This window comes from Mycoplana sp. BE70, assembly GCF_031455855.1.
Classification (GTDB): Bacteria; Pseudomonadota; Alphaproteobacteria; order Rhizobiales; family Rhizobiaceae; genus Mycoplana.
Genome location: NZ_JAVDTM010000009.1, coordinates 135,665 through 158,520 on the forward strand (window position 1 = coordinate 135,665; position 22,856 = coordinate 158,520).

Annotated in this window: 21 protein-coding genes and 2 riboswitches; of the genes, 14 read left to right on the forward strand and 7 right to left on the reverse strand. The window is 62.4% G+C overall.

The genetic code is table 11. The features are described from left to right. Positions 1-105: 105 nt before the first annotated feature. The 6 genes from J2Y48_RS17670 (at position 106) to J2Y48_RS17695 (ending at position 5,757) form a co-directional block, all read left to right on the forward strand. Positions 106-864 carry a PAS domain-containing protein gene (locus J2Y48_RS17670; RefSeq protein ID WP_310420595.1) on the forward strand — a complete coding sequence of 253 codons (759 nt, stop codon included), beginning with the start codon at positions 106-108 and terminating at the stop codon, positions 862-864. A 116-nt stretch (positions 865-980) separates the two neighbouring features. After that, the gene (locus tag J2Y48_RS17675) at positions 981-1,592 is read left to right on the forward strand and encodes a PilZ domain-containing protein (protein WP_310420597.1); all 612 of its coding nucleotides are present in this window, start codon (positions 981-983) and stop codon (positions 1,590-1,592) included. A 456-nt stretch (positions 1,593-2,048) separates the two neighbouring features. Next, positions 2,049-2,651 carry a transglutaminase-like cysteine peptidase gene (locus J2Y48_RS17680; RefSeq protein WP_310420599.1) on the forward strand — a complete coding sequence of 201 codons (603 nt, stop codon included), beginning with the start codon at positions 2,049-2,051 and terminating at the stop codon, positions 2,649-2,651. Positions 2,652-2,956: 305 nt separating this feature from the next. Beyond that, on the forward strand, positions 2,957-3,751 hold the full coding sequence (locus J2Y48_RS17685) for a hypothetical protein (RefSeq protein ID WP_310420601.1): 795 nt from the start codon (positions 2,957-2,959) through the stop codon (positions 3,749-3,751). Between the two features lie 96 nt (positions 3,752-3,847). Next, positions 3,848-5,326, forward strand: a complete 1,479-nt coding sequence (locus J2Y48_RS17690) for a D-alanyl-D-alanine carboxypeptidase (RefSeq protein WP_310420603.1) — start codon at positions 3,848-3,850, stop codon at positions 5,324-5,326. A gap of 167 nt (positions 5,327-5,493) precedes the next feature. Next, the gene (locus J2Y48_RS17695) at positions 5,494-5,757 is read left to right on the forward strand and encodes a hypothetical protein (protein ID WP_405030249.1); all 264 of its coding nucleotides are present in this window, start codon (positions 5,494-5,496) and stop codon (positions 5,755-5,757) included. Positions 5,758-5,792: 35 nt separating this feature from the next. On the opposite strand, the gene J2Y48_RS17700 is transcribed toward J2Y48_RS17695, so the two are convergent. The 6 genes from J2Y48_RS17700 to J2Y48_RS17725 form a co-directional block, all read right to left on the reverse strand. Further along, positions 5,793-6,689, reverse strand: coding sequence for an SDR family NAD(P)-dependent oxidoreductase (locus J2Y48_RS17700; RefSeq protein ID WP_310420605.1), 897 nt, complete (start codon positions 6,687-6,689; stop codon positions 5,793-5,795). After that, the gene (locus J2Y48_RS17705) at positions 6,686-7,468 is read right to left on the reverse strand and encodes a hypothetical protein (protein ID WP_310420608.1); all 783 of its coding nucleotides are present in this window, start codon (positions 7,466-7,468) and stop codon (positions 6,686-6,688) included. The genes J2Y48_RS17700 and J2Y48_RS17705 overlap by 4 nt, the downstream gene beginning before the upstream one ends. A 10-nt stretch (positions 7,469-7,478) precedes the next feature. Next, positions 7,479-8,072, reverse strand: coding sequence for a protein-S-isoprenylcysteine O-methyltransferase (locus J2Y48_RS17710; RefSeq protein ID WP_310420610.1), 594 nt, complete (start codon positions 8,070-8,072; stop codon positions 7,479-7,481). A gap of 294 nt (positions 8,073-8,366) precedes the next feature. Further along, the gene (locus J2Y48_RS17715) at positions 8,367-8,957 is read right to left on the reverse strand and encodes a hypothetical protein (RefSeq protein WP_310420611.1); all 591 of its coding nucleotides are present in this window, start codon (positions 8,955-8,957) and stop codon (positions 8,367-8,369) included. Between the two features lie 159 nt (positions 8,958-9,116). Then, on the reverse strand, positions 9,117-9,245 hold the full coding sequence (locus tag J2Y48_RS17720) for an ABC transporter (RefSeq protein WP_310420613.1): 129 nt from the start codon (positions 9,243-9,245) through the stop codon (positions 9,117-9,119). A gap of 403 nt (positions 9,246-9,648) precedes the next feature. Continuing rightward, positions 9,649-10,233 (reverse strand): L,D-transpeptidase, encoded by a 585-nt coding sequence (locus tag J2Y48_RS17725; RefSeq protein WP_310420615.1) that lies wholly within the window; start codon positions 10,231-10,233, stop codon positions 9,649-9,651. A gap of 203 nt (positions 10,234-10,436) precedes the next feature. On the opposite strand from J2Y48_RS17725, the gene J2Y48_RS17730 reads away from it, so the two are divergent. The 4 genes from J2Y48_RS17730 (at position 10,437) to lexA (ending at position 13,813) form a co-directional block, all read left to right on the forward strand. Further along, entirely contained in the window at positions 10,437-11,195 is a 759-nt protein-coding gene (locus tag J2Y48_RS17730; RefSeq protein WP_310420618.1) for an SDR family NAD(P)-dependent oxidoreductase, read from the forward strand. Positions 11,196-11,325: 130 nt separating this feature from the next. Further along, on the forward strand, positions 11,326-12,363 hold the full coding sequence (locus tag J2Y48_RS17735) for an AI-2E family transporter (RefSeq protein WP_310420620.1): 1,038 nt from the start codon (positions 11,326-11,328) through the stop codon (positions 12,361-12,363). Positions 12,364-12,635: 272 nt separating this feature from the next. Further along, positions 12,636-12,893, forward strand: coding sequence for a YMGG-like glycine zipper-containing protein (locus J2Y48_RS17740; RefSeq protein ID WP_310420622.1), 258 nt, complete (start codon positions 12,636-12,638; stop codon positions 12,891-12,893). Between the two features lie 209 nt (positions 12,894-13,102). Next, positions 13,103-13,813 (forward strand): transcriptional repressor LexA, encoded by a 711-nt coding sequence (gene lexA / locus J2Y48_RS17745; protein WP_310420624.1) that lies wholly within the window; start codon positions 13,103-13,105, stop codon positions 13,811-13,813. On the opposite strand, the gene J2Y48_RS17750 is transcribed toward lexA, so the two are convergent. Continuing rightward, entirely contained in the window at positions 13,794-16,364 is a 2,571-nt protein-coding gene (locus J2Y48_RS17750; protein ID WP_310420626.1) for a ComEC/Rec2 family competence protein, read from the reverse strand. The two genes, lexA and J2Y48_RS17750, sit on opposite strands and share 20 nt — an antisense overlap. Before the next feature lie 271 nt (positions 16,365-16,635). On the opposite strand from J2Y48_RS17750, the gene gltA reads away from it, so the two are divergent. From gltA to gcvP, 4 genes are all read left to right on the forward strand, one after another. Next, on the forward strand, positions 16,636-17,925 hold the full coding sequence (gltA, locus tag J2Y48_RS17755; RefSeq protein ID WP_310420629.1) for a citrate synthase: 1,290 nt from the start codon (positions 16,636-16,638) through the stop codon (positions 17,923-17,925). Positions 17,926-18,211: 286 nt separating this feature from the next. Then, a riboswitch (glycine riboswitch) is annotated at positions 18,212-18,307 on the forward strand. A 3-nt stretch (positions 18,308-18,310) separates the two neighbouring features. After that, positions 18,311-18,388: riboswitch (glycine riboswitch) on the forward strand. Positions 18,389-18,458: 70 nt separating this feature from the next. Further along, positions 18,459-19,598, forward strand: a complete 1,140-nt coding sequence (gcvT, locus tag J2Y48_RS17760; protein ID WP_310420631.1) for a glycine cleavage system aminomethyltransferase GcvT — start codon at positions 18,459-18,461, stop codon at positions 19,596-19,598. Positions 19,599-19,614: 16 nt separating this feature from the next. Then, complete coding sequence (gcvH, locus tag J2Y48_RS17765) at positions 19,615-19,977, forward strand: glycine cleavage system protein GcvH (RefSeq protein WP_310420633.1); 363 nt, start codon at positions 19,615-19,617, stop codon at positions 19,975-19,977. Then, on the forward strand, positions 19,977-22,838 hold the full coding sequence (gene gcvP, locus J2Y48_RS17770) for an aminomethyl-transferring glycine dehydrogenase (protein WP_310420635.1): 2,862 nt from the start codon (positions 19,977-19,979) through the stop codon (positions 22,836-22,838). The genes gcvH and gcvP overlap by 1 nt, the downstream gene beginning before the upstream one ends. Positions 22,839-22,856: the final 18 nt, after the last annotated feature.

Consider the following 22,856-nt stretch of genomic DNA (forward strand, 5'->3'; position numbering starts at 1 on the left):
GATAAAAGACGGGCCGTACAGCTTTCGCCGTACGGCCCCGAGCCCCCAAAACCCCGGCCCGACAATTGTGCTGAAGGTTTCCCTTCGAGATGGGGATGGTGTGCCATGGCCCGCCGCCACGCACAATCGAAACCAATGATTAACCTTAACACCGCTGTTGGCACGATCTTCGCTACGAATCGTTCAGACGGAGACCGCCGGCACATGACGTGTCGCATCGGCACACCGCTGAATGGAAATGCAATGCAGACGACAACAGCACAAACGGTCTACGACTACTGGTCGCGGGTACGCGGAGGCCGGGACGTTCCCGATCGGCGCGACATCGAGCCCGCCGATCTCCGGCATTTTCTACCCGATCTCTTCATCCTGGAACAGGCCAACGATCCCGGCGCCCTCTTCCGGCTTGCGGGAACCCGCGTGTGCACCCTGTTCGGCCGCGAGCTTCGCACCACCAGCTTTCCGGGGCTGTTCGCGCCCGACGTCCGCACCCAGATTTCGCGGATCTGTGCCAACATCCTGGCTCAACGCACACCGGCAGCACTGAAGGCCAGCGCCTATGGGCGCGCAGCCCAACCGACCGCAATCGAGATCCTGCTCCTGCCGATGACCTCGCAATCGGCGCATGCGGATCGCATCTTCGGCGCCTTGTGTCCGGTCGGCCCCGTCCAGCCGCTGGACGTTCCGTTTCGGTACATGACGATCGATACGGTCGGCGTCATTGATCATGAACAGCAGAACGCATTCCTGCAGGCACGCCCGCCGATTCCCATGCCGCGATCATCGATGGCCGTTAGCAGGCACGACTTCGGCCAAGTGGTGCGCCGCGTCCTGCACCTGCGGGTCTTCGACGGTGGAAGATAGTACCGGCCAGCCGACATGGTCGTTCAGACTGCTAACAACGACAATGCCGCGGAACGAACTGTTAACCTCGAAAGGTTACAAGTTGGAAAGAGATTTCCATCAGGCCCTGTCTGCCCATGTATTCGTTTCAGCAAGCATCGCCGGCAGACCGCAGACCGCATCCCGAACAGCGGAACTTCCAGCGTGTTTCGGTGAATCTGCCGGGCCGCCTCATGCTGCCCAATCATGAGGAATACGACTGCGTCGCACTCTCCATGTCGCCGGGCGATGTCTTCTTCGCCTGCCACGCCCGTCCCCGCGCCGGCGAGCGGATCATCGCCTATGTCGACCACCTCGGCCGCATCGAGGGTATTGTCGAGAGGCTTACCGAAGATGGCTTCGTCATCACGGTCAACGCCACGGACCGCAAGCGGGAAAAGCTGGCGGCACAATTGACCTGGATTGCAAACAAGCACGAGCTGGGCCTTCCCGAAGACCGCCAGCACGATCGTTTGACGCCGCGCAACACCCGAACCGAACTAGCGCTCGACGACGGCCGCCACTACCCGTGCCGCATCATCGACCTGTCATTGTCGGGCGCCGCCGTCGATATCGAGGTTCGGCCGGCCGTCGGCACGCCGGTTCAGCTCGGCAACATGCGCGGACGCGTTGTTCGCCACTTCCAGGAAGGCGTGGCGATCGAGTTCTCCAGTGTGCAGCCGAAGGAAGCGCTCACCGAGTTCCTGTAAGCGCATTGGCGACGGCGTCTTGCATCCCGGGGGGCTTCACGCCCCTTTTTCTTTTTCCCGCATGATGCTGTGAATTTTCCCGCGTGGCCGGCGGCGACCGGATCCAGCACGGATTGACGCATCATTCCGAACAACTGCTGCCGACCGAAAGTCCCCGCCCGAACACCGACCCGTCGGGCACACCAGCCGAAAGCCTCAACTGGCGAAGCAGAAGTTGCCTACAAATCAAGCGATTTCAGCAGGTTATAGCCCCGCTCAAGCGAGCAACCGCGCCACGGCCAGCATATTGATCGTTACAATTTTAGGCAAATTTACTTCAATTTAAAATCAAAGTTGATTTTGATTTTATTCTTATTTGACTACAGATCAGCGAAATTTTGCACTTAATTATACTTCGGAACTTCGCGTGAGATAAAAAAATACCTGTCATTGTCCAACCAACACGGGGACAGGACAATGACAAAAAAAGCAACTTGGACAGGGATATTCGGGGTTCTCGCTTCGCTTGCATTCGGCTCGGCTGCCCAGGCGCTTCCGGCAAGCATGACGATCACCGGCCCGACCAACCAGCCGATCGGTCATTACGAATTCTGCAAGCAGTACGCCGACGAGTGCAGCGCCCAGTCCGCCGGCGATCCACTTGCGCTGGATGAGACGAACTGGAAGCAAATCCTCGAAGTCAACTACACCGTGAACAGCACAGTCGAGCCGCTCACCGATGACGAGATCTACGGCGTCGAAGAGCGCTGGACCTATCCGGGCGTCGCCGGCGACTGCGAAGACTACGTCCTGCTGAAGCGCAAGATGCTGATCGAAGCGGGCATTTCCCCGTCCGACCTGCTGATTACGGTCGTACTCCAGCCCAACGGCGAAGGCCACGCGGTCCTCACCGTGCGCACCGATCGCGGCGACTTCGTTCTCGACAACATGCGCGACAAGGTCCTGCTCTGGTCGGAGACCGAATACCGCTTCCTCAAGCGCCAGTCTGTGCGCAACGCCGGCAAGTGGGTCAAGCTCCAGGACGGACGCGCCACCGCGGTCGGCAGCGTCCGGCAATAACCCGCACCCTGCAAACCCGCCGACAGCTTGTACCGGCTGGATGGCAAAGGGCTGGCCAGATCGAAACAAAGAGCCCCGTGATTTCCCAGACCCGCCTCGACCAAGGTCGCCTGCGGCCGGCTGACCTGTCCCTGAGCCGGCCGCTTTTTCTTGACGGCCACATCTTTGGCTTTACGGCCGCCGGGCGCTCCTCCCGGTTACCGATTGTTAACCATGATCAGTGAAGCTCCCCGTCATCGAGCAAGCTCTGCGCCGGACCACCGCACTACTGAGCCTGATGTGCGCGAGGCTGCTACGGGAGAACCATGCACGCCAAATCCCATCTCCGCGAGACCGACGAAGCTGCACTGTTCTCGCCCCGCTTTCTGAAGCGCCTCACCATCGGCATCGCCGCGCTTGCAACACTGACGATCGCCATCAGTCTTGGCGGCCGCACCCTTGGCGAACACATCGCCCTGGCTGGCCACACCGAAAGCCGCGAGATGCACGAGATCCTGATCGGTCAGGATCGCCTTCGACTGCCCGCCAACGCTATCCGTTTCGAGGAGCAGCGCCACAGCGGACGGACGGACCGCGTCGACCTCTATCTCACATGGCCTGAAATGGAGGGCTACTCGAACGCAAATCGGCTGCGCTTCAACGATGTCGGACGTCCGGAGAGCCTTGTGTTCGTGCAACTCTCGCAAAGCACCATGTCCCGGGACATGTCCGGCCGGGTCGATCCAATTTTCTCGCACCTGCTCCAAGGCGAACCGGAAACCGGCCCTGGCGGCCTGACGCTGCGTCGCCTGAAGCAAGACTCCGGCTATGCCGACGAGGTCTTGCTGCTGGGGGACTTACCGGGCAGCGCGACCTACGCGGTACGCTGCGTCCTGCCCGAAGCGGGACAGCCGTCCACCGGCGCGGACTGTCAGAGGGATATCCACATCGGCGACGATCTGTCGCTGCTCTATCGGTTTTCGAGCAGACTTTTGCCGCAGTGGCAGGAGATGGAGCACGCCATCCGAAACTTTGCCCAAACCGCGCTCGCGGATCCCCCTCCCTGGGCAAAAGCAGCCGATAAAAACCGAACCAACCGCACAACGAATGATTCATCATAAACCGATTGGTAACCCTGCCCCGATAGTCTCTCTCCAATCGCCGCCCGCGACTCTCATCCGGCCGGCCCAACAATCCGAGACCTGAAGAGTAACAGCGTGTTCCGTTCCCTATCCTCTGTCATCTTTTCACGCGCGACCGGGATCGCAGCTGCCGCAGCCAAGGCTCTCCTCGTGGCTGGCGGCCTGGCCGTCGCCGCGTCTGCCGGCACCGCGTACGCAAACCCGAACTATGCCGGGATCGTGATCGACGCGAAGACCGGCAAGGTGCTCTATAGCGAAGCGCCGGACGAGCAGCGCTATCCCGCCTCGCTCACCAAGATGATGACGATCTATCTTACCTTCGAAGCACTCGAGGCTGGTAAGATTCGCAAGGACACACTCGTTCCGGTTTCAAAGAACGCGGCGCAGGAACCTCCGTCCAAGCTCGGGGTGCGCCCCGGCAGCAAGCTGACGGTCGAGCAGGCGATCCAGGCGCTGGTGACGCGGTCGGCCAACGATGTCGCAACAGCCCTTGGCGAGTTTTTGGGCGGCTCCGAAGAGCGCTTCGCTCGTCTGATGACGCAGAAGGCCCGCGCGCTCGGCATGACCCGCACCGTCTATCGCAACGCCCACGGCCTTCCGAACACCGCGCAGGTCACGACGGCCCGCGATCAGGCGCGCCTTGGGCTGGCGCTGCGCCAGCATTTTCCGCAGTACTACGGCTATTTCAATACCCGCAGCTTTAGCTACGGCAAGGCGACGATCGGCAACCACAACAGGCTGCTCGGGGTTGTTCGCGGGGTCGACGGCATCAAGACCGGTTACACCCGTGCCTCCGGCTTCAACCTGGTCACGTCCGCCCAGGCAGACGGCCGCAGCGTCGTCGGCGTCGTGCTCGGCGGTCGCTCGGGCGCCTCTCGCGACCAGCAGATGAAGCAACTCATTGCCCGCTACATGCCTACGGCCTCCCGCCGCGGCGGTGGCAATCTGATCGCTGAAACCGCCGATGCCCCGACGCTCACGGCAAGTGCGGCGGCAAACACCGTGCCCGCAAACGCAGGCGGCGCTGTAGAGACCGCCCGAACCCTTGAACTGCCCGAAAATGGCCCGGTACCGGCCTACCGCTACGAAGAATCGCGCATCGAGATGGCCTATGCCGCGACCACCGACACAAGCGCCGCTCGCGTCGTCGGCAAGGACGCGCTTGCGGCAACCCTTCGCGTCCAGCGTAACGTCGCCGCACCCACGCCAACCCCAGCAGAAGCGGTCGTGGAAGAAGGTGATATCGATCCGGCAGTTGACGCCTTGACGACCTCCTCCACTGCCGCTTCGAAAGACAAGTCCATTCCCTCCGGCTGGGTCATCCAGATCGGCGCCACCCCGGATCGCGATCAAGCGCAGGCACTCCTTAACAAGGCGCAGGATAGTGGCGGCAAGGCGTTGCGTGGTGCCCAACCCTTCACCGTCGCCTTCGGCAGCGGGAGCGAACAGCTCTACCGCGCCCGGTTTGGCGGCTTTTCCGGCCAGGACAGCGCAGTCAACGCCTGCAAAGTCCTGAAGAAGAAAGGCATTGCCTGCTGGGCGAGCCAGCAGTGACGAGCATGGCTGCCTGGGACGCTTTTTCATGAACCAGCGCAGCAAAGATATCAGCCTGGCCGCGACAGCCACCGGATGGGTCTGATTACCGGTGGCGGCGGCAAGGCCGGGGACGCCCGACAACGGCGTCCGCCGTCCTCGATAGAGTATTGCGTACGAGGCACGTTATGGCGATGAACGAGAATGTGATTGGCTCCCCGCCCGGATCGGGTGGCAAACGCGGCAGGAACGGTCTTCACCCTCTCCACGAGGCAGCGCTTCGGATCGCCGATATTGGCCTCGCGCGCTCGCGCAACAGGACCAAGGACCTGGTCGGCATGCTGTTGGCCCATGGCGCGCGCGCCTGGCGCACCGGTCAGCCACAGGCCGGAATTCACCTGCATGTGGGTCGTTCCGGCGGCTGCCATCCTGTCCGGATGCGCCTGCGTTGAATTAACATGCGGCTATCGTCTCTGGATGAGGCGCTTTAGCGCTCGGGGGCGATCCGGCCGGAGCGGCCGCGCCGGCGAAGCCAGCCTTTGCCACAGCAGGCCTTGTACTTGACCCCCGATCCGCATGGGCATGGGTCGTTGCCGCGACGCTGCAGTTTGCCGATCAACGGCAGCAAGATCGCCGTCGGCAGAATCGATGCGAAGAAAGCCGTCAGCTTCGCGGATACACCCGGCACCACCAGCCGGCGGCCGGCATTGAAGCCTCGCCAGGCGCTTTCGGCCACATCGACGGCGTCCGCTCTCGGCAGCACCTTGAACAACATTGCCCGGCCGGCCCCGGACCGATCGAGAAATTCTGTCTCCACCGGGCCGGGCGCCACGCAGGTCACGGTGACGCCGGTGTGGCGCAACTCTTCATACAGGGCTTCGGAGAAAGAGCGCACGAAGCTCTTGCTGGCATAATAGAGCGCCATGTTGGGGCCGGGGGTAAAGCCGGCAATCGAACCGAGGTTGATAACCCCTCCACGCCGGCGCGCAAGCATGCCCGGCAGGAAACGAAGCGTCAGCTCGCTGAGTGCCCGTATGTTGAGATCGACGATCCCCAGTTGCTCGCCGATCGGGAGGATTGTCGCTGCGCCGCGCAGGCCATAGCCGGCGCTATTGACGAGAATATCGCACGACAGTCGGTTTTCGGTGAGGAACTCCTCCAGACGCAGGGACGCATCGGCCGAAAACAGATCAAGTTCCAGGGTGAAGGCCTCGCCGCCTGCCGCTTGCACTTCGGTTGCGGCCGCCAGCAAGCTCTCGTGCGAGCGCGCGACAAGCACCACGGGACCGCCCTGCCGCGCCGCGACGGTCGCGATCGCCTTTCCGATGCCGCGGGAGCCCCCGACAACGACGACCGCCGGCCTCAATTGGGAAACGAGGCTCATCCGGCCGTCCTCGCCACCTGGGCAGCCCCCGCCCCGTCCTGGGCAAGGCCATTCACTTCCATGGCGATCTCACCGTTCAATATCTCCTCGAAACGCTCCAGCGCCCGCGCGACATTCGCGCCGTCCATGACCCTGTGGTCGTAGAGGATGCGGACATTGACCGTGCCGTCTTCGGCAATCGGACCGTAGTTGAGCAGGGTGGTCAGCGGCGTGAGCGGATTGAACGACTCCGCCCCGAGACCGGAATAGACGGAGAACTGAAACGTGCCGAAATGGCGGCCGCGCTGCCGGGCGATGTTCAGTCCCAGCCACATCAGCAGCCATCTGACCGGCCCCGGCAACCGGGCGAACTTCAGCGCGCGCCGGAATTCCTTGATCTCGAGGACCGGACGCGCGCGCGCAGCGGCGATCATCGCCTGCAGGTCGGGTATGGTGCGGCGCTCGGGCGCCTTGATGGTCGCCAAAAGGACGATTCGCTCCCCGTCATGCTCACGCTCATTCGCGACGGAGGCGACACTGACGGGATACTCGTAGAAGTGCGGGCGCGGGAGCTTGACGTAGGCTCGGCGCAGCTCAGGCGTTTCCTGCGAAAGCAGCCCGTAACCTTTCAGGAACAGGACGCTCCATGACGGCCGCTCCGGCTGCGCCGCCCTGGCGCTAACAAGCGGGCCGAGGTTCATTTGCCGCTGCACCGTGACACGCGGAATGCCGATCGAGAACCGCATGAGGTCGCCGACGAGGCGTCGCGGTGCCGAAATCTTCAAAGCGCGGCCGCGCATCATGCCACCTCTAGTATATGTAGGGGATAAGTCTCTTGGTCCGATCCATGTAATCGCGATAGCTGACACCGAAACTGTCCAGCATCATGCGCTCCTCTTTGTCGACCCTCAGGAAGAACAGGAACGCAAATCCGACAAAACCGGCCAGTGCGACGATCCAATTCGGCAGCAGGAAAGCCTGGCCGAGCGCCATCAGCAGAAACGACGTGTACATGGGGTGGCGAACCAGCGCGTACGGCCCGCCACTGACCAGTTGGTGCTTGTCGCGAATTTCCAGGGTGATCGACCAGTTCTTGCCGAGTTCCTTGTGGGTCCGGCGAAAAAGCCACATCGCGGAGAAGAACGACAGCGCTCCGATGGCAACCGCCCATATATGGGCGGGATAGTCGGCCGCCTCAGGAAAGCCGGTGGCGACGTAGATGCCGGGTATGACCGCGAGCCCCAGCGTGGCCGCGACCAGCCCGAACATGTCGACGAACGAACGGCGGTTCGTGACGATCCGAACGCGCTTGGCGCGGCGCTCGAACGGGTAGCGGATAACGTACCAGGCAATAACGCCGAGCACCCACAGTGTTTGACCGATTGCGGCAGCAGATAGGTTCATTTAGATTCAGGGCCTGCTAAATTTCGCTCATACTGCACAGCGGATTTTGTCTCTGACAAGACGAAAAGTGAATAGTCCGCAACGATATACAGATGTGGCCGGATGAAGTCCGCGACGAAACGATCCCCCAGCAGGGCTCCCTTCTTCCCATTCCAACGGCAGACAGAGCGCAGAACCAGGTGCAGTGCTGGGCCGGAGCGCGTCGCGGTTTTGAGATAAGCATGCCGTGCCACGGGGCTTGAATTTTCGCCGGTCTTTGCAAGATGCGTTTCCCGTCGATCCGAGGCAACCGAATCAGCCAGCATTCATTTCGCGAAGCTCTGTGATGTACTGCTGCGGCCGGAGCCAGATTGGCGGCGTCTTGTAGCCCATGGACTTGGCGATCTCCCCGGTCCAGGCGTTGCAGTTGTTGACGGTCGCCTGCCAGAACTTGGACTTGGCCTTCAATTGCCGAATGAACGCGACGGTCTTCTGGTATTCGGCCTCGGTCAACTTCACGCGCCAGCTTGCAGAGCGGTACTCCTCTTCGAGATCACCATCGCTCGCTCCGGTCTCAGCCGGCACTGGCAGGAAATGACCGAGGACATAGGGTGCCGCATCCTTGGAGGCCGGCGCGAGGCCCGCGACCTCGGGATTGATCATCCTGCCGGACTTGTCGGTGCGCCCGAAGATCACATAGGTGTGCCCGTAGCTTAGGGCGTAGCGCGAGCGGAATTCGATAAAATAGAGCTTCTCGCTGCGTTGCGTTGCCCCCTCGGGTGCCCCGGTATAGCCGCGGTAGTCCGAAACGTAACGGGGTTGCGGTGGCTTGTCCTCGGATTGGCAGGATGCAAGCACAAGCGCGAAGGCGGCTATAAGCGATGCATGGCTCTTTCCCAGCGTCATAGAACACGCTCCATTTACCGGTGCCACGGTCAGGGTAGCCTAAATTTGGCCGGAAAGCACCCTCGCCTGCTATCGGCAACAGCCGTTAGCGTCTTTGCCGGAGAGAGCGCACAGAAAGGGGAAGTGCCGCCAGGCACTTCCCCGATCCAAGGCTGGTTGTCACTTATATACGGGTGCCGGCTGTTCGACCGGTGGCGGGGCTTTGCCCTTGCCTTTGCCGACTGTGCCGCAGGCACTGAGACTGACAACGGAAAGTACTGCTACTGTCACGATTAGAAGTCTGCTCATCAACATGTCCTTTCCTTGGAACGGAATAGGTTTTAGAAGGCAACGCTACTACTAATAACCTCAAAAGCAACAAAGGCATAGTGCGTAATGGACACAAAGTTAATCACGGCAAAGAGCTGGCAAGATCAGATTTATCAACGAATTGTTTCAAGCCGTGATCAATGACTAACCTGCGCGCTCTTGCAGGCTGCGATTCCGCTTCCTGCGGCGGCTCTTGGCGAAAGGACCGTCGCTTCCGATTGTTCAGTAGACCGTGCGCCCCATCAACAAGGGGCCCCATAAGTGCCTGCATGACAGCGCCAAGTCGGAATAACCGTGGCGCAAAACTGGTGGAAGGCTTGGACTTTATGGCCTGAAACACAGGAAGCACATGGACCTGGGCCTATTCCTTCCGGATGTATTGTCAAATGACCTTCACTCGCGTTCCCACGGGCGCGCGGCTGTAGAGATCGACGATATCCTCATTCGTCAGGCGCACGCATCCGTTCGAGACCGCATGTCCGATCGACCACGGCTCATTTGTTCCATGCAGCCGGTACATGGTGTCCTGTTTGCCCTGGTAGAGATAGAGCGCGGCCGCTCCAAGGGGGTTGTGCGGTCCGCCTTCCACGCCGCCCGCATACTGCGCCAGCCGCGGTTTGCGCCGAATCATGTCGTCCGTCGGCCTCCAGGATGGCCATTCCGCCTTGCGACCCACGGTCGCCTCCCCCCTGAACGTCAGGCCCTCTTCGCCGACGGCAACGCCGTAGCGGATCGCACGGCCACCGCCCTCGACGAGATAAAGGTACCGTTCGTAGGTGTTGACGACAATTGTGCCAGGCGCCTCGTTTCCATCATACGCGACCTGACGACGCCGGTATTGGGAGGCTACGCGATAGGTCGACATGGAGGGATATCCCGCCGACCCGAAGGTCGAACTGCATCCAGAAGCCAGCAAACCCAGCCCCAGGAACACGAATCCCCGACGCGTCATGAAGTTCCTGTCCATTTGCACCTGCTAGCGATCAGACGAACCCCTGCCTTTTTTAGGCATACCATTGCGGCGCGCTCCGGCCAAGTCTCTCCCTTTGATTGAAGCCGGAAGAAAAAATGTGCCGACTAACCATGTCGACTCCGCTTCCGACGAATCCCCTTGCGTCGAAGGGCGGCCTCTGTTCGACTGGCCGTGGCAGTCAACAGGGATGAAATGCGATGGCGTTTGCCTTCGACGGAAAAGTCGCGATCGTGACGGGCGGTGGCTCGGGAATAGGCGCCGCCATATCGCGGCGCCTGGCCGCCGACGGCGCCGAGGTTGTCCTTGCTGACGTCGACCGTGACGCCGCAGAGGGCATTGCCGCCGAGATTCGTGGTGCGCACGGAGACAAGGCCCATGCGTTCGCGGTGGACGTCACCGACGCAGAAGCGGTCAGGAGGCTGGTCGAAACGACGGTGGAAAGATGCGGCGGCTTGCATCTGGCGGTTAACAATGCCGGCATCCACGGGCCGCGGCTCCCCAGTGGGGACTATCCCATAGACGGCTGGCAGAAGGTGATGGACGTCAACCTGAACGGTGTCTTCTACGGCATGAAGCATCAGATTTCCGCCATGATGGCATCCGGTGGCGGCGCGATTGTCAATGTCTCCTCCGTGCTCGGTTGCGTCGGGCTGCCATTTACGGTTGCCTATACCGCGGCAAAGCACGGCGTAACGGGACTGACCAAGGTCGCGGCAATCGAGTATGCCAAGTTCGGTATCCGCATCAACGCCGTCGGTCCCGGCTGGATCGAAACCCCGCTCCTGACGGGGCACCCGCAACTGGCGAGCAGCCGTCGGATGGAGTCGCTGCAGCCGATGGGGCGACGAGGGCGCCCGGAGGAAGTCGCCGCACTGGTCTGCTTCCTGCTTTCGGACGAGGCGAGCTTCATCACGGGCAGCTATCATCTCGTGGACGGTGCCTATAGCGCACACTAGCGTGTCGGCCGGCTGACCTGGCAGATCGAGGGGGGTACTGAACGAGGTCTTGCGGTCCGCATCGGACCCCGCGTAAAGTCTTGCCGACCAAGATCGGGAACTGTGGATGGTTAAAGCGGAACAAGGACAAATGACCGGACTGATAACCGCCGGCATACTCGTTCTTGCGCTGCTGCACGCCGCACAATCGGTCTTCGTTCCGTTCGCGTTTTCCATGCTGGTCATCGCGTTGATATGGCCGGTCCAGGCCGCCCTCCAGACGGTGATGCCGCGGCTGCTTGCGCTGCTCATAGCGCTGACCGTGACGATCATCGCAGTGGTCTCCGTGGGGTCATCGATTGCCTGGGGGCTGGGTGTCCTCGGGCATTGGCTGTTCCTCAACGCCGGCCGTTTTCAGACGATCTACCTTGATTGGGCCCAATGGCTGGAAGAGCATGGTGTGGCGGTCGCCGGCCCGTTGGCAGAGCGGTTCAACGTCGGCGCGCTCGTCGGATTGCTGCAAGGGGTCGCCGGACGCATGAACAGTTTCGCCGGTTTCACGCTGGTGATCTTCATATCCGTCATGCTCGGCCTTCTGGAAGTGGAGGACGTCAAGCGACGCCTGCTGTTGCCGAGCGTCCAACCGCACGGTGCGCGGATTCTGGCGGCGAACAGAAGGATCGGTGCCAAGCTTCGACGCTTCATGGCCGTGCGTACGTTTGCCAGTATCCTGACGGGGTTGGTCGTTTGGATATTCGCCCGGTTCGTTGGTCTTGAGTTGGCTGCGGCCTGGGGAGCGATCGCGTTCGCCCTCAATTACATTCCTTTCCTCGGGCCATTCGTGGCGACGGTCTTCCCCACCATGTTTGCGATTGCCCAGTTCGATTCGTGGCAATCCGCAGTGTTCGTCTTCGTCGGACTGAACCTTATCCAATTTGTCATCGGCAGCTACCTGGAGCCACGGCTGACCGGTGCTTCGCTCGCGATTTCACCGTTCGCCGTGATTTTCTCCGTGTTCTTTTGGAGTTTCATGTGGGGTCTTCCGGGTGCCTTCATTGGCGTTCCCATCCTGATTTGCCTCATCGAATACGCAGCACAGGTGCCGGCGACCCGCTGGATCGCCGTGCTCCTGTCCAGTACCGTGAATGATGAAGCTGTTGCCGCTTTGGACCGCCGCGACAGGACTTGAGCCGCCTGACCGGAATGGCAGCGGATACTAGCTCACCGCGGGAACTATAACGCCGATCAACAATCGTAGTGTCAGCACAAAATCGGAAAAGCGGGCTTTTTGCCCCGTACTTGCCGGCCGCCGGTTGAGAAGAGACAGCACCAATAGCCTGCCTGGGCCGCCGCGCCACGAGCGGTTGTACCTGGCCGAAAAACCGGATTACACTTGACCGTTCGTTCGGATGGACAAGACTACGACAGGCAAGAAAATCAACGAGAGAGGAAGGAATGGACATGACCAAGATTTCCCTAGTGCTCGTTCTGGCCGGGCTCGCAGCGGTCGGCTGCACGCCAACCGAGAGGGGCGCCGGCATCGGCGCAGCCACCGGCGCCGTGATCGGCGGCGCCATCACCAATGACGTCCGCGGCGCCGCCGTCGGAGCCGCCATCGGCGGTGTTTCCGGCGCCGTCATCGGCCATGTGGCCGGACAGCCTGGTCGTTGCTACTACCGCGACCGTTACGGCCGCCGCTACGTCGCCGCGTGCCCATAACAGCCTCACCGGCCCTGTCGCTGTTGAACTGGAAAAGACCTTGTCCTTCACGAGGTCTTTTCCCGAATAATGGAAGTTCCCGCCGGGATCACGGTTGGAAATCTCGAACGAGCGCCTGCACCCTTGATTGAAATTTGCCCCCTTGCGGAACACATATGGAACAGATAGTGTCTGTTCTGGATTTGTTTCACGATTCTGGGTGACGAGCCATGCTGACCCGCAAACAACAGGAACTGCTCCTGTTCATCCACGAGCGGATGAAGGAGACCGGCATTCCGCCGTCATTCGACGAGATGAAGGATGCGCTCGATCTCGCCTCGAAGTCGGGCATTCACCGGTTGATCACAGCCCTCGAGGAGCGCGGCTTTATCCGCCGGCTGCCCAATCGGGCACGCGCGCTCGAGGTGATCAAGCTGCCCGAGGCCTATTCGCCGAGCCTGAAGGCGCGGCGCGGCTTTTCCCCGTCCGTCATCGAAGGAAGCCTTGGCAAGCCGGCGACGGCGCCCTCCCCGGCCAAGCCCGCGGCCGCGGACGGGTCGGCTTCGGTTCCGGTCATGGGGCGCATCGCCGCCGGCGTGCCGATCTCGGCTATCCAGAACAACACCCATGACATCGCGGTTCCCATGGAGATGCTCGGCGCTGGCGAGCATTATGCGCTTGAAGTCAAGGGCGACTCGATGATCGAGGCCGGGATCCTCGACGGAGATACCGTCATCATCCGCAACACCAACTCCGCCAACCCGGGAGAGATCGTCGTGGCTCTCGTCGACGACGAGGAGGCGACGCTGAAGCGCTTCCGCCGCAAGGGCGCCTCCATCGCCTTGGAAGCCGCCAATCCCGCCTACGAGACCCGCATCTTCGGCCCCGACCGAGTGAAGATTCAAGGCAAACTGGTCGGCCTCATCCGCCGTTATCACTGACCGCGTCTTCTAGGTCGAGATATGTGTTTGTCCGCCAGTCGTACAGGCGGTGCCGGCTCCAGGGGCGGTGAAGTGTCGTGACCGCGTTGCGGACGCTGTAACTTGCGCGGCCAGTCGGATCGAATGTCTGCGGCGTTATTTCAAGGGCGCCGGTGCGGCGCAGGCTGCGCGCCGAAACGAGTTGGGCCCCGGAACGGCAGGTTTCCATTCGAAGGTCTCGTGGCACGACCACGAGATCGGCACTGTCGCAGGCCGTTCCGAGAAAGGCCGGGTCCTCGACCGCGAGGACACGCCAACCGGCCGGCGCAGCACCGGCGCACCACGCCCTGCGGCGGCAGACGAATCGCTTTTCGTTGGCGGCTGTGGCGAACGCTGTACGCATGTCATCGCGCGCACGCGCCATCGCAGCAGGGTCAAGCTCCCGTTCCGCGCTCCTGCGCTGTCGCGCATCCAGGCTCGCTACTGGTGCTGCTCGGTCCGCAGAGTCCTGCGCGCGATCGATACCCGCGGCACCTCCGACCGCGGGCGCCCGTTGCGCGGCATCTTCATCGGTCAGGTACAATGGCGAACGATGGCTTTCGATGCGAAGGGCGCGACGCCATTGATCGTAGATGAAATCGGGCGGTTTCGACCGATTCGTGGCGGCCTCCCCCGCGTGACGAGCGCCACCAGCCGGCCGTCCTCCGATACGAGAAGCTCGGGCGGCGCATCCGATGGACGGACGGCCACAATGGCCACACCGAAGACGAGTGGTAGAAGGCCGATGAGCGCGAGACGGGTGCGAAGCAGGCAGATGAACCCGCCACCTGCAGCAATGAGCGCGAATGCCAGCGGGGGGCAATCTGCCGGTGACCACCTCTCCGCCCCAGCCGGCAACCCAATTGGCCATGGCGATGATCCAGTCGACGCCCCGTCCCATGATCGCCAGCGGAATGCCGTCCAGTCCGAGCGGCATGAGCAGCATGGCGATGACGGCCATCGGCATGACGATGAACGAAATGATCGGCATCGCAAGAAGGTTTCCGGCAAGGCCATAGGCCGGGATGCGATGAAAATGTCCGATGGAGTAGACGAGCGTTGCGACCCCGCCGATCAGGGACGACAGCAGAATCCCACCGGCAAACGCAGATGCAACCGAAAGGATCCGTGACCGATCACCGATCCACCTGGAGCGCCGTACGGACCAATCACGCCAGGCAGCATAGCCCGCAACCAGACCGAGGGTTGCCGCATAGGACATCTGGAAGCCGGGACCAGTGACCGCGGAAGGCGTCACCGCCAGAATGATCAGTGCCGAGAGCGCGACATTGCGCAGGCTGATGGCGGTGCGGTCGAACAGGACAGCGAACAGCATGACGACGATCATCAGCCACGAGCGAATCGCCGACACCGCCCCGCCGGAGATCAGGATATAAAGGGTGACCGTGATCAACCCGCCGATGGCTGCGATTTTTTTGATCGGGAACTGTTCGGCTGCGCCCGGAACCAGCGCCAGCAGCAGTCGGGCGCCGACCAGAAAGGTGCCCGCCGCAAGTGCCATGTTGAGCCCTGAAATCGCCAGAACGTGCGCGAGGCCCGATTGTCGCAAGGCCTCCACCGTTTTCGGGCTGATGCCGCGCTGTTCGGCCGTGATCAAGGCGGCCGAAATTGCGCCGGCATCGCCGCCGATGCGGCCGCGAATGTGTTGCGTGATGGCACTCCGCCATTCGGCCACCATTCGGCTTGCTGCACCGTATGCGGTTTCAATTCGCGCCGGCAGGTTCAACTCCGTCGCCGCCGGTTTGCCGTAAAAGTATCCGATAGCCCCGGTTCCGGCGAAATAGGCGTCGAAGGCAAAGTCGTTGAGACCCGGCAACGCCGGTCCGGACGGCGGATTCAGGCGCGCGCGTCCGACGATCCCGCTGCCGATCGGCAGCGGCGGATGGGGACTGCGCGCAAGGAGACTGACGTGGTTGGGCGGACGCCGCAATGTCGGGCCGTCGGTCGACAGCAGCGCCACCCGGTACCGCAGGCGGCCGCGGTCATCGGCTTCGCGAGACAGCACCCTTCCTGTAATCGTCGTCGTCACCGGTTGATCGAGCATGACGGTGGAAAGCCGCCAGCTTTCGATCGCGGACAGCGCCATTCCGAGCAGCAGCAGGAATGCCGCGCGCGTGACAAAGGACAGGAGGGTCTGGCGATGCCGCAGGAACACCGCGATCAGCCCGAATCCAAGCAGTACGATCAGCAGCGGCACCAGCGGCGGATCGCGGGCGAGCGCGTACCAGGACCATGCCCCTGTGCCGATGAATACGGGAACGAACAGAAAGACGCTGCCATGGTCTCGCTCCCGCTTCCAGGCTGCCAACCCCGACGACAGGGCGCCAGCAAACCAGCGCTTTGCACCACCCCGCCGCCCCGCAAGCACGACCGTTCGGCCGCTCGCGATTACGACCGGCTGGCTCGCCGTCTGCCGGTCCTGCGGGGTCCGGACCGCGCTGGCGGCCGGGACTGCGACTTTGGTAGCGTTTCCCTCCCCCATGGCCTCCGCCCCAGCCACAACCAGCAGCATAATGCAACTTCAGATTTTGATTTGCAATTGCCAATTCGGCGCCAATGCGCTTGATCTCCGAGAAAGAATGCCCCCTCCACAATTCTCGAATCTCGCCCATAAGTTGCTTGCAACTGGCGAGGAAGAGTAGATATTGCGATGCCGGAATGTTTGTTTTTGCATTGCACAAATGCAGCCTTCGTCTTGCTTGGCACGTGAGGCAATTTGGGCTAGCAAAGCGGCACGCCCACGATCGGCACTGCCTGTGCCACACCAGCAGATGGAGATCCTCATGACGGGAAAGAGCGCGGAAGTCACTGTCAGTGACAAGAAGGTGGAGTTGCCATTGCGATCCGGATCAATCGGTCCGTCGGTGATCGACATCGGCACGCTCTACAAGCAGACCGGCACTTTCACCTATGACCCGGGCTTCACCTCGACGGCCTCGTGCGAGTCCAGAATCACCTACATCGACGGTGACGAAGGCGTTCTCCTGCATCGCGGCTATCCGATCGAGCAACTGGCGGAGCACGGCGATTTTCTGGAAGCGTGCTACCTGCTCCTCTACGGCGAGCTGCCGACCAAGGCGCAAAAGGACGACTTCGACTATCGCGTCACCCACCACACGATGGTGCACGAGCAGATGTCGAAGTTCTTCACCGGCTTCCGCCGCGACGCCCACCCGATGGCGGTGATGTGTGGCGTCGTCGGCGCGCTGTCGGCGTTCTACCACGACTCCACCGACATCACCGATCCGCACCAGCGCATGGTTGCATCGCTGCGCATGATCGCCAAGATGCCGACGATCGCGGCGATGGCCTACAAGTACCACATCGGCCAGCCGTTTGTTTACCCGAAGAACGATCTCGACTACGCGTCGAACTTCCTGCGCATGTGCTTTGCCGTGCCCTGCGAGGAGTACACCGTCAACCCGGTCCTGTCGCGGGCGATGGATCGCATCTTCATTCTCCACGCCGACCATGAGCAGAACGCGTCGACGTCGACGGTACGTCTCGCCGGCTCGTCGGGCGCCAACCCGTTTGCCTGCATCGCAGCCGGCATCGCCTGCCTCTGGGGTCCGGCTCACGGCGGCGCGAACGAGGCGGCGCTGAACATGCTGGCGGAGATCGGCACGGCTGATCGCATCCCGGAATTCGTTGCCCGCGCCAAGGACAAGAACGATCCGTTCCGCCTGATGGGCTTCGGCCATCGCGTCTACAAGAACTACGACCCGCGCGCCCGCATCATGCAGAAGACGACGCACGAGGTTCTTGGCGAACTCGGCATCAAAGACGATCCGATGCTGGAAGTCGCCATGGAACTGGAGCGCATCGCGCTCACCGATGAATACTTCATCGAAAAGAAGCTCTACCCGAACATCGACTTCTATTCCGGTATCACGCTCAAGGCGCTCGGCTTCCCCACCACGATGTTCACCGTGCTGTTCGCACTGGCCCGCACCGTCGGCTGGATCGCCCAGTGGAACGAGATGATCGAGGATCCGGAGCAGCGCATCGGCCGTCCGCGCCAGCTCTATATCGGCGCCCCCAAGCGCGACTACGTGCCCGTCTCGAAGCGCTGAGGCTGACATTGATGCGGTCCGGTCAACCAGACCGGACCTTGTCCACCGGCAAACCCGTCGATGTATTTCGGCGGGTTTTTGTTTGGCGTCCGCAAACGAGAATGGCTGCTCGCCCTCATAGCAACCGCTGGGCAGATCCAGGTGTTGGGGCGATTTTGAGAACGACAACGCAGCGACGGCTTCCATTTGCGGCACCAGAATCCGCTATGCGACAAAGGACGACAAATATTTGCTCCGCGGCGACGCAACGCTCTTGCCAAAATTGCGCCGACGCTCTTATGTGGCGATGACCTCGCTGGGAGAAACCGGCCGCCCGAAACGGGATGGCCGGTGCCGAAGGAGCAACCGCCCCGGAAACTCTCAGGCAAAAGGACCAGCAAGGTGCCGACAGGACTCTGGAGAGAGGCGTTCACACGCCCGCCGAAGGGATAACAATCTCAGGCGAAGGGACAGAGGGGGCTCATGAGAGCGGCGTGCAGACGCCGTAGGATGAGCCGGCGTGCGATGCACGCCCATAGACTGGAGGGCGCCTTTTGGACGGTACGTCTGAGCTAAAGAAAACCCCGTTGTACGACCTCAACGTCTCGCTTGGTGCCCGCATGGTGCCATATGCGGGCTATGAGATGCCGGTGCAGTTTCCCGCAGGTGTCATGAAGGAACACCTTCACACGCGCACTGCCGCGGGGCTTTTCGACGTCTCCCACATGGGACAGATCATCATTCGCGCTCGTTCCGGCAACAATGCCGACGCGGCGCGCGCGCTCGAGGCGCTCGTGCCGGTCGATGTGCTCGGCATTGCCGAAGGTCGTCAGCGCTATGCCCTTTTCACCAACGACGCCGGCGGCATCCTCGACGATCTGATGATCACCAATCGTGGCGATCATCTGTTCCTCGTCGCCAACGCCGCGTGCAAGGACGCCGATTTCGCACATTTGCAAAAGCATCTGGGGTCAACCTGCGAAGTCACGATGCTGACCGACCGGGCCCTCGTTGCCCTGCAGGGACCCCGGGCCGAAACGGTGCTCGCCGAATTCTGGGCGGACATCACCGAAATGCGCTTCATGGACGTGCGCAGCTGCGACCTTCACGACGCCGAATGCATCGTCTCCCGTTCCGGCTATACGGGTGAGGACGGCTTCGAGATTTCCATTCCGGCTGCGCAGGCGGAAATGGTCTGCCGCCGCCTGCTCGATCACCCGGACGTCGAGCCGATCGGTCTCGGCGCCCGCGACTCGCTGCGCCTCGAGGCTGGCCTCTGTCTCTACGGCAACGACATCGACACGGCGACGACACCGGCTGAGGCCGGGCTCGGATGGGCAATCCAGAAGGTGCGCCGCGGGGGCGGTGACCGTGCCGGCGGTTTTCCGGGGGCCGATGTCATCCTGGATCAGCTCGAAAAAGGTACCGCGCGTCGTCGCGTCGGCCTGAAGGTCGATGGCAAGGCTCCGGTCCGCGCGCCGGCAAAGCTGTACTCCGATGCCGAGGGCAAGACCGAAATTGGCCACGTCACCTCCGGCGGATTCGGCCCGACGGTCGAGAACCCCGTTGCCATGGGTTACGTCGCGGCCGCACTCGCAACACCCGACACTCACCTGTTTGCAGAAGTGCGCGGCAAATTCCTGCCCGTCACCGTAAGCGCCCTTCCCTTTGTTTCAAACACCTTCAAACGCTGATCAGAAAGGCCCACCCATGCTGAAATTTACCGCAGAACACGAGTGGCTGAAGATCGACGGCGACGTCGCCACCGTCGGCATCACCACCCACGCCGCCGAACAGCTCGGCGACCTCGTGTTCGTTGAACTGCCGGCCGTTGGAACGTCCTTCTCCAAGGGCGGCGACGCGGCGACAGTCGAATCCGTCAAGGCCGCATCCGACGTCTATGCCCCGCTTGACGGCGAATGCCTTGAGGTCAACCAGGCGATCGTCGACGACCCGTCTCTCGTCAACAGCGACCCACAGGGCGCCGGCTGGTTCTTCAAGATGAAGCTCGCCAACAAGGCCGATGCCGATGAACTTCTTGACGAGGCCGCCTACAAGGAGCTCGTCGGCTGATGAACCTGCCCAAGGACTTCACCTTCACCGATTACCAGCCTTACGACTTCGCCAACCGTCGCCATATCGGCCCCTCGCCGAAGGAGATGGAGGACATGCTGAAGGTCGTGGGCTACGCCAGCCTCGACGCACTGATCGACGACACGGTGCCGTCGTCGATCCGCCAGCAGAAGCCGCTCGAATGGGGCGCGCCGATGACCGAGCGCGAGGCGCTCGACAAGCTGCGCGAGACCGCGAACAAGAACCAGAAACTGGTATCCCTGATCGGCCAGGGCTACTACGGCACCATCACGCCGCCGGTGATCCAGCGCAACATCCTGGAAAACCCGGCCTGGTACACGGCCTACACGCCCTACCAGCCGGAAATCAGCCAGGGCCGGCTCGAGGCGCTGCTAAACTACCAGACCATGGTCTGCGACCTGACCGGCCTCGACATCGCCAATGCATCGCTGCTCGACGAGGCGACCGCGGCCGCTGAGGCCATGGCAATGGCGGAGCGCGTTTCGACCTCCAAGGCGACGACGTTCTTCGTCGACGAGAACTGCCACCCGCAGACGATTGCACTGCTGAAGACCCGTTCAGAGCCGCTCGGCTGGTCGATCAAGGTCGGCAACCCCTTCAAGGATCTGGTCCCGTCGGAAGTCTTCGGCGCGATCTTCCAGTATCCGGGCACCTATGGCCATGTGCACGACTTCACCGACGTGATCGCTTCGCTGCACGCGGCTGGCGCGATCGCCACCGTGGCGGCAGACCCGCTGGCGCTGGCGCTTCTGAAGTCGCCGGGCGACATGGATGCCGACATCGCTATCGGCACTACCCAGCGCTTCGGCGTTCCGGTCGGCTACGGCGGGCCGCATGCCGCCTACATGGCGGTCAAGGACGCCTACAAGCGCAACATGCCGGGCCGCCTCGTCGGCGTCTCCGTCGATGCCCGCGGCAACCGCGCCTATCGCCTGTCGCTACAGACGCGCGAGCAGCACATCCGCCGCGAAAAGGCGACGTCGAACATCTGCACCGCTCAGGTGCTGCTCGCCGTCATGGCCTCGATGTATGCAGTCTTCCACGGTCCGCAGGGCATCAAGGCGATCTCGCAGAGCGTCCATCAGAAGACCGTCCGCCTCGCCATGGGTCTGGAAAAGCTTGGCTACACGGTCGAGCCCGAGGTGTTCTTCGACACCATCACCGTCCATGTCGGCAAGCTGCAGGGCATCATCCTCAAGACGGCAGTCGCCGAGGAGGTGAACCTGCGCAAGATCGGCGACGACCGAATCGGCATCAGCCTCGACGAGCGCTCGCGGCCGGTGACGCTCGAAGCCGTCTGGCGGGCCTTCGGCGGCGATTTCGAGGTCTCGGATTTCGAGCCGGGTTATCGCCTGCCGTCGAACCTGCTGCGAACCAGCGCCTACCTCACCCACCCGATCTTCCACATGAACCGCGCCGAAAGCGAGATGACCCGCTACATCCGCCGGCTGTCGGACCGCGACCTGGCGCTCGACCGCTCGATGATCCCGCTCGGCTCCTGCACGATGAAGCTCAACGCGACGGCCGAGATGCTGCCGATCACCTGGCCGGAATTTTCCGAGATCCATCCCTTCGTGCCGGCCGAGCAGGCGGAAGGCTATCGCGAACTGATCGACGACCTGTCGCAGAAGCTCTGCGCCATTACCGGCTATGACGCGATCTCCATGCAGCCGAATTCCGGCGCGCAAGGGGAATATGCCGGCCTCCTGACGATCCGCGACTACCACATCGCCAACGGCGACGCCCATCGCGACGTCTGCCTGATCCCGACCTCGGCGCACGGCACCAACCCGGCCTCGGCGCAGATGGCCGGCATGAAGGTCGTCGTCGTCAAGGTGAGCGACAACGGCGATATCGACATGGAGGATTTCCGAGCGAAAGCAGAGAAATACGCGGAAAACCTCTCGTGCTGCATGATCACCTACCCCTCGACCCACGGCGTGTTCGAGGAGAACGTGCGCGAGGTCTGCGAGATCGTCCACAAACACGGTGGCCAGGTCTATCTCGACGGCGCCAACATGAACGCCATGGTCGGCCTCGCCCGCCCCGGTGACATCGGCTCCGACGTCAGCCACCTGAACCTACACAAAACCTTCTGCATTCCGCATGGCGGCGGCGGCCCGGGCATGGGACCGATCGGCGTGAAGGCGCACCTGGCGCCGTTCCTGCCGAAGGATCCGCGCACCGCCGAGGCCGGCGCGGTCTCCGCCGCTCCGTTCGGCTCGGCGTCGATCCTGCCGATTTCGTGGAGCTACTGCCTGATGATGGGCGGCGAAGGCCTGACGCAGGCGACGAAGGTGGCAATCCTCAATGCCAACTACATCGCCGCCCGGCTGAAGGGCGCCTATGACGTGCTCTACAAGTCGGCCAAGGGCCGGGTGGCGCACGAGTGCATCATCGACACGCGTCCGCTGGTCGACAGCGCCGGCGTCACCGTCGACGACGTCGCCAAGCGCCTCATCGACTGCGGCTTCCACGCCCCGACGATGAGCTGGCCGGTGGCCGGCACGCTGATGATCGAGCCGACCGAGTCCGAGACGAAGGCCGAGCTCGACCGCTTCTGCGATGCGATGCTGGCGATCCGCGAGGAAGCCCGCGCCATCGAAGAAGGCCGGATGGACAAGGTCAACAACCCGCTGAAGAACGCTCCCCACACGGTGGAGGACCTCGTCGGCGAGTGGGACCGGCCCTATACCCGCGAACAGGCCTGCTACCCGCCGGGCGCCTTCCGGGTGGACAAGTACTGGTCGCCGGTCAACCGCGTCGACAACGTCTACGGCGACCGGAACCTCATCTGCTCCTGCCCGCCGCTCGAGGACTATGCGGAAGCGGCCGAGTAACGACAGCCAACGACAGAC

What these genes read in the sequence shown, in the direction of transcription:
- J2Y48_RS17720 (WP_310420613.1), bottom strand. Translation starts at nt 9,245, where the DNA reads ATGAGCAGACTTCTAATCGTGACAGTAGCAGTACTTTCCGTTGTCAGT.
- gcvP (WP_310420635.1), top strand. Translation starts at nt 19,977, where the DNA reads ATGAACCTGCCCAAGGACTTCACCTTCACCGATTACCAGCCTTACGAC.
- J2Y48_RS17680 (WP_310420599.1), top strand. Translation starts at nt 2,049, where the DNA reads ATGACAAAAAAAGCAACTTGGACAGGGATATTCGGGGTTCTCGCTTCG.
- J2Y48_RS17735 (WP_310420620.1), top strand. Translation starts at nt 11,326, where the DNA reads ATGACCGGACTGATAACCGCCGGCATACTCGTTCTTGCGCTGCTGCAC.
- J2Y48_RS17670 (WP_310420595.1), top strand. Translation starts at nt 106, where the DNA reads ATGGCCCGCCGCCACGCACAATCGAAACCAATGATTAACCTTAACACC.
- J2Y48_RS17685 (WP_310420601.1), top strand. Translation starts at nt 2,957, where the DNA reads ATGCACGCCAAATCCCATCTCCGCGAGACCGACGAAGCTGCACTGTTC.
- J2Y48_RS17700 (WP_310420605.1), bottom strand. Translation starts at nt 6,689, where the DNA reads ATGAGCCTCGTTTCCCAATTGAGGCCGGCGGTCGTCGTTGTCGGGGGC.
- lexA (WP_310420624.1), top strand. Translation starts at nt 13,103, where the DNA reads ATGCTGACCCGCAAACAACAGGAACTGCTCCTGTTCATCCACGAGCGG.
- J2Y48_RS17750 (WP_310420626.1), bottom strand. Translation starts at nt 16,364, where the DNA reads ATGCTGCTGGTTGTGGCTGGGGCGGAGGCCATGGGGGAGGGAAACGCT.
- gltA (WP_310420629.1), top strand. Translation starts at nt 16,636, where the DNA reads ATGACGGGAAAGAGCGCGGAAGTCACTGTCAGTGACAAGAAGGTGGAG.
- J2Y48_RS17710 (WP_310420610.1), bottom strand. Translation starts at nt 8,072, where the DNA reads ATGAACCTATCTGCTGCCGCAATCGGTCAAACACTGTGGGTGCTCGGC.
- J2Y48_RS17695 (WP_405030249.1), top strand. Translation starts at nt 5,494, where the DNA reads ATGGCGATGAACGAGAATGTGATTGGCTCCCCGCCCGGATCGGGTGGC.
- J2Y48_RS17675 (WP_310420597.1), top strand. Translation starts at nt 981, where the DNA reads ATGTATTCGTTTCAGCAAGCATCGCCGGCAGACCGCAGACCGCATCCC.
- J2Y48_RS17715 (WP_310420611.1), bottom strand. Translation starts at nt 8,957, where the DNA reads ATGACGCTGGGAAAGAGCCATGCATCGCTTATAGCCGCCTTCGCGCTT.
- J2Y48_RS17705 (WP_310420608.1), bottom strand. Translation starts at nt 7,468, where the DNA reads ATGCGCGGCCGCGCTTTGAAGATTTCGGCACCGCGACGCCTCGTCGGC.
- J2Y48_RS17725 (WP_310420615.1), bottom strand. Translation starts at nt 10,233, where the DNA reads ATGGACAGGAACTTCATGACGCGTCGGGGATTCGTGTTCCTGGGGCTG.
- J2Y48_RS17730 (WP_310420618.1), top strand. Translation starts at nt 10,437, where the DNA reads ATGGCGTTTGCCTTCGACGGAAAAGTCGCGATCGTGACGGGCGGTGGC.
- J2Y48_RS17740 (WP_310420622.1), top strand. Translation starts at nt 12,636, where the DNA reads ATGACCAAGATTTCCCTAGTGCTCGTTCTGGCCGGGCTCGCAGCGGTC.
- gcvH (WP_310420633.1), top strand. Translation starts at nt 19,615, where the DNA reads ATGCTGAAATTTACCGCAGAACACGAGTGGCTGAAGATCGACGGCGAC.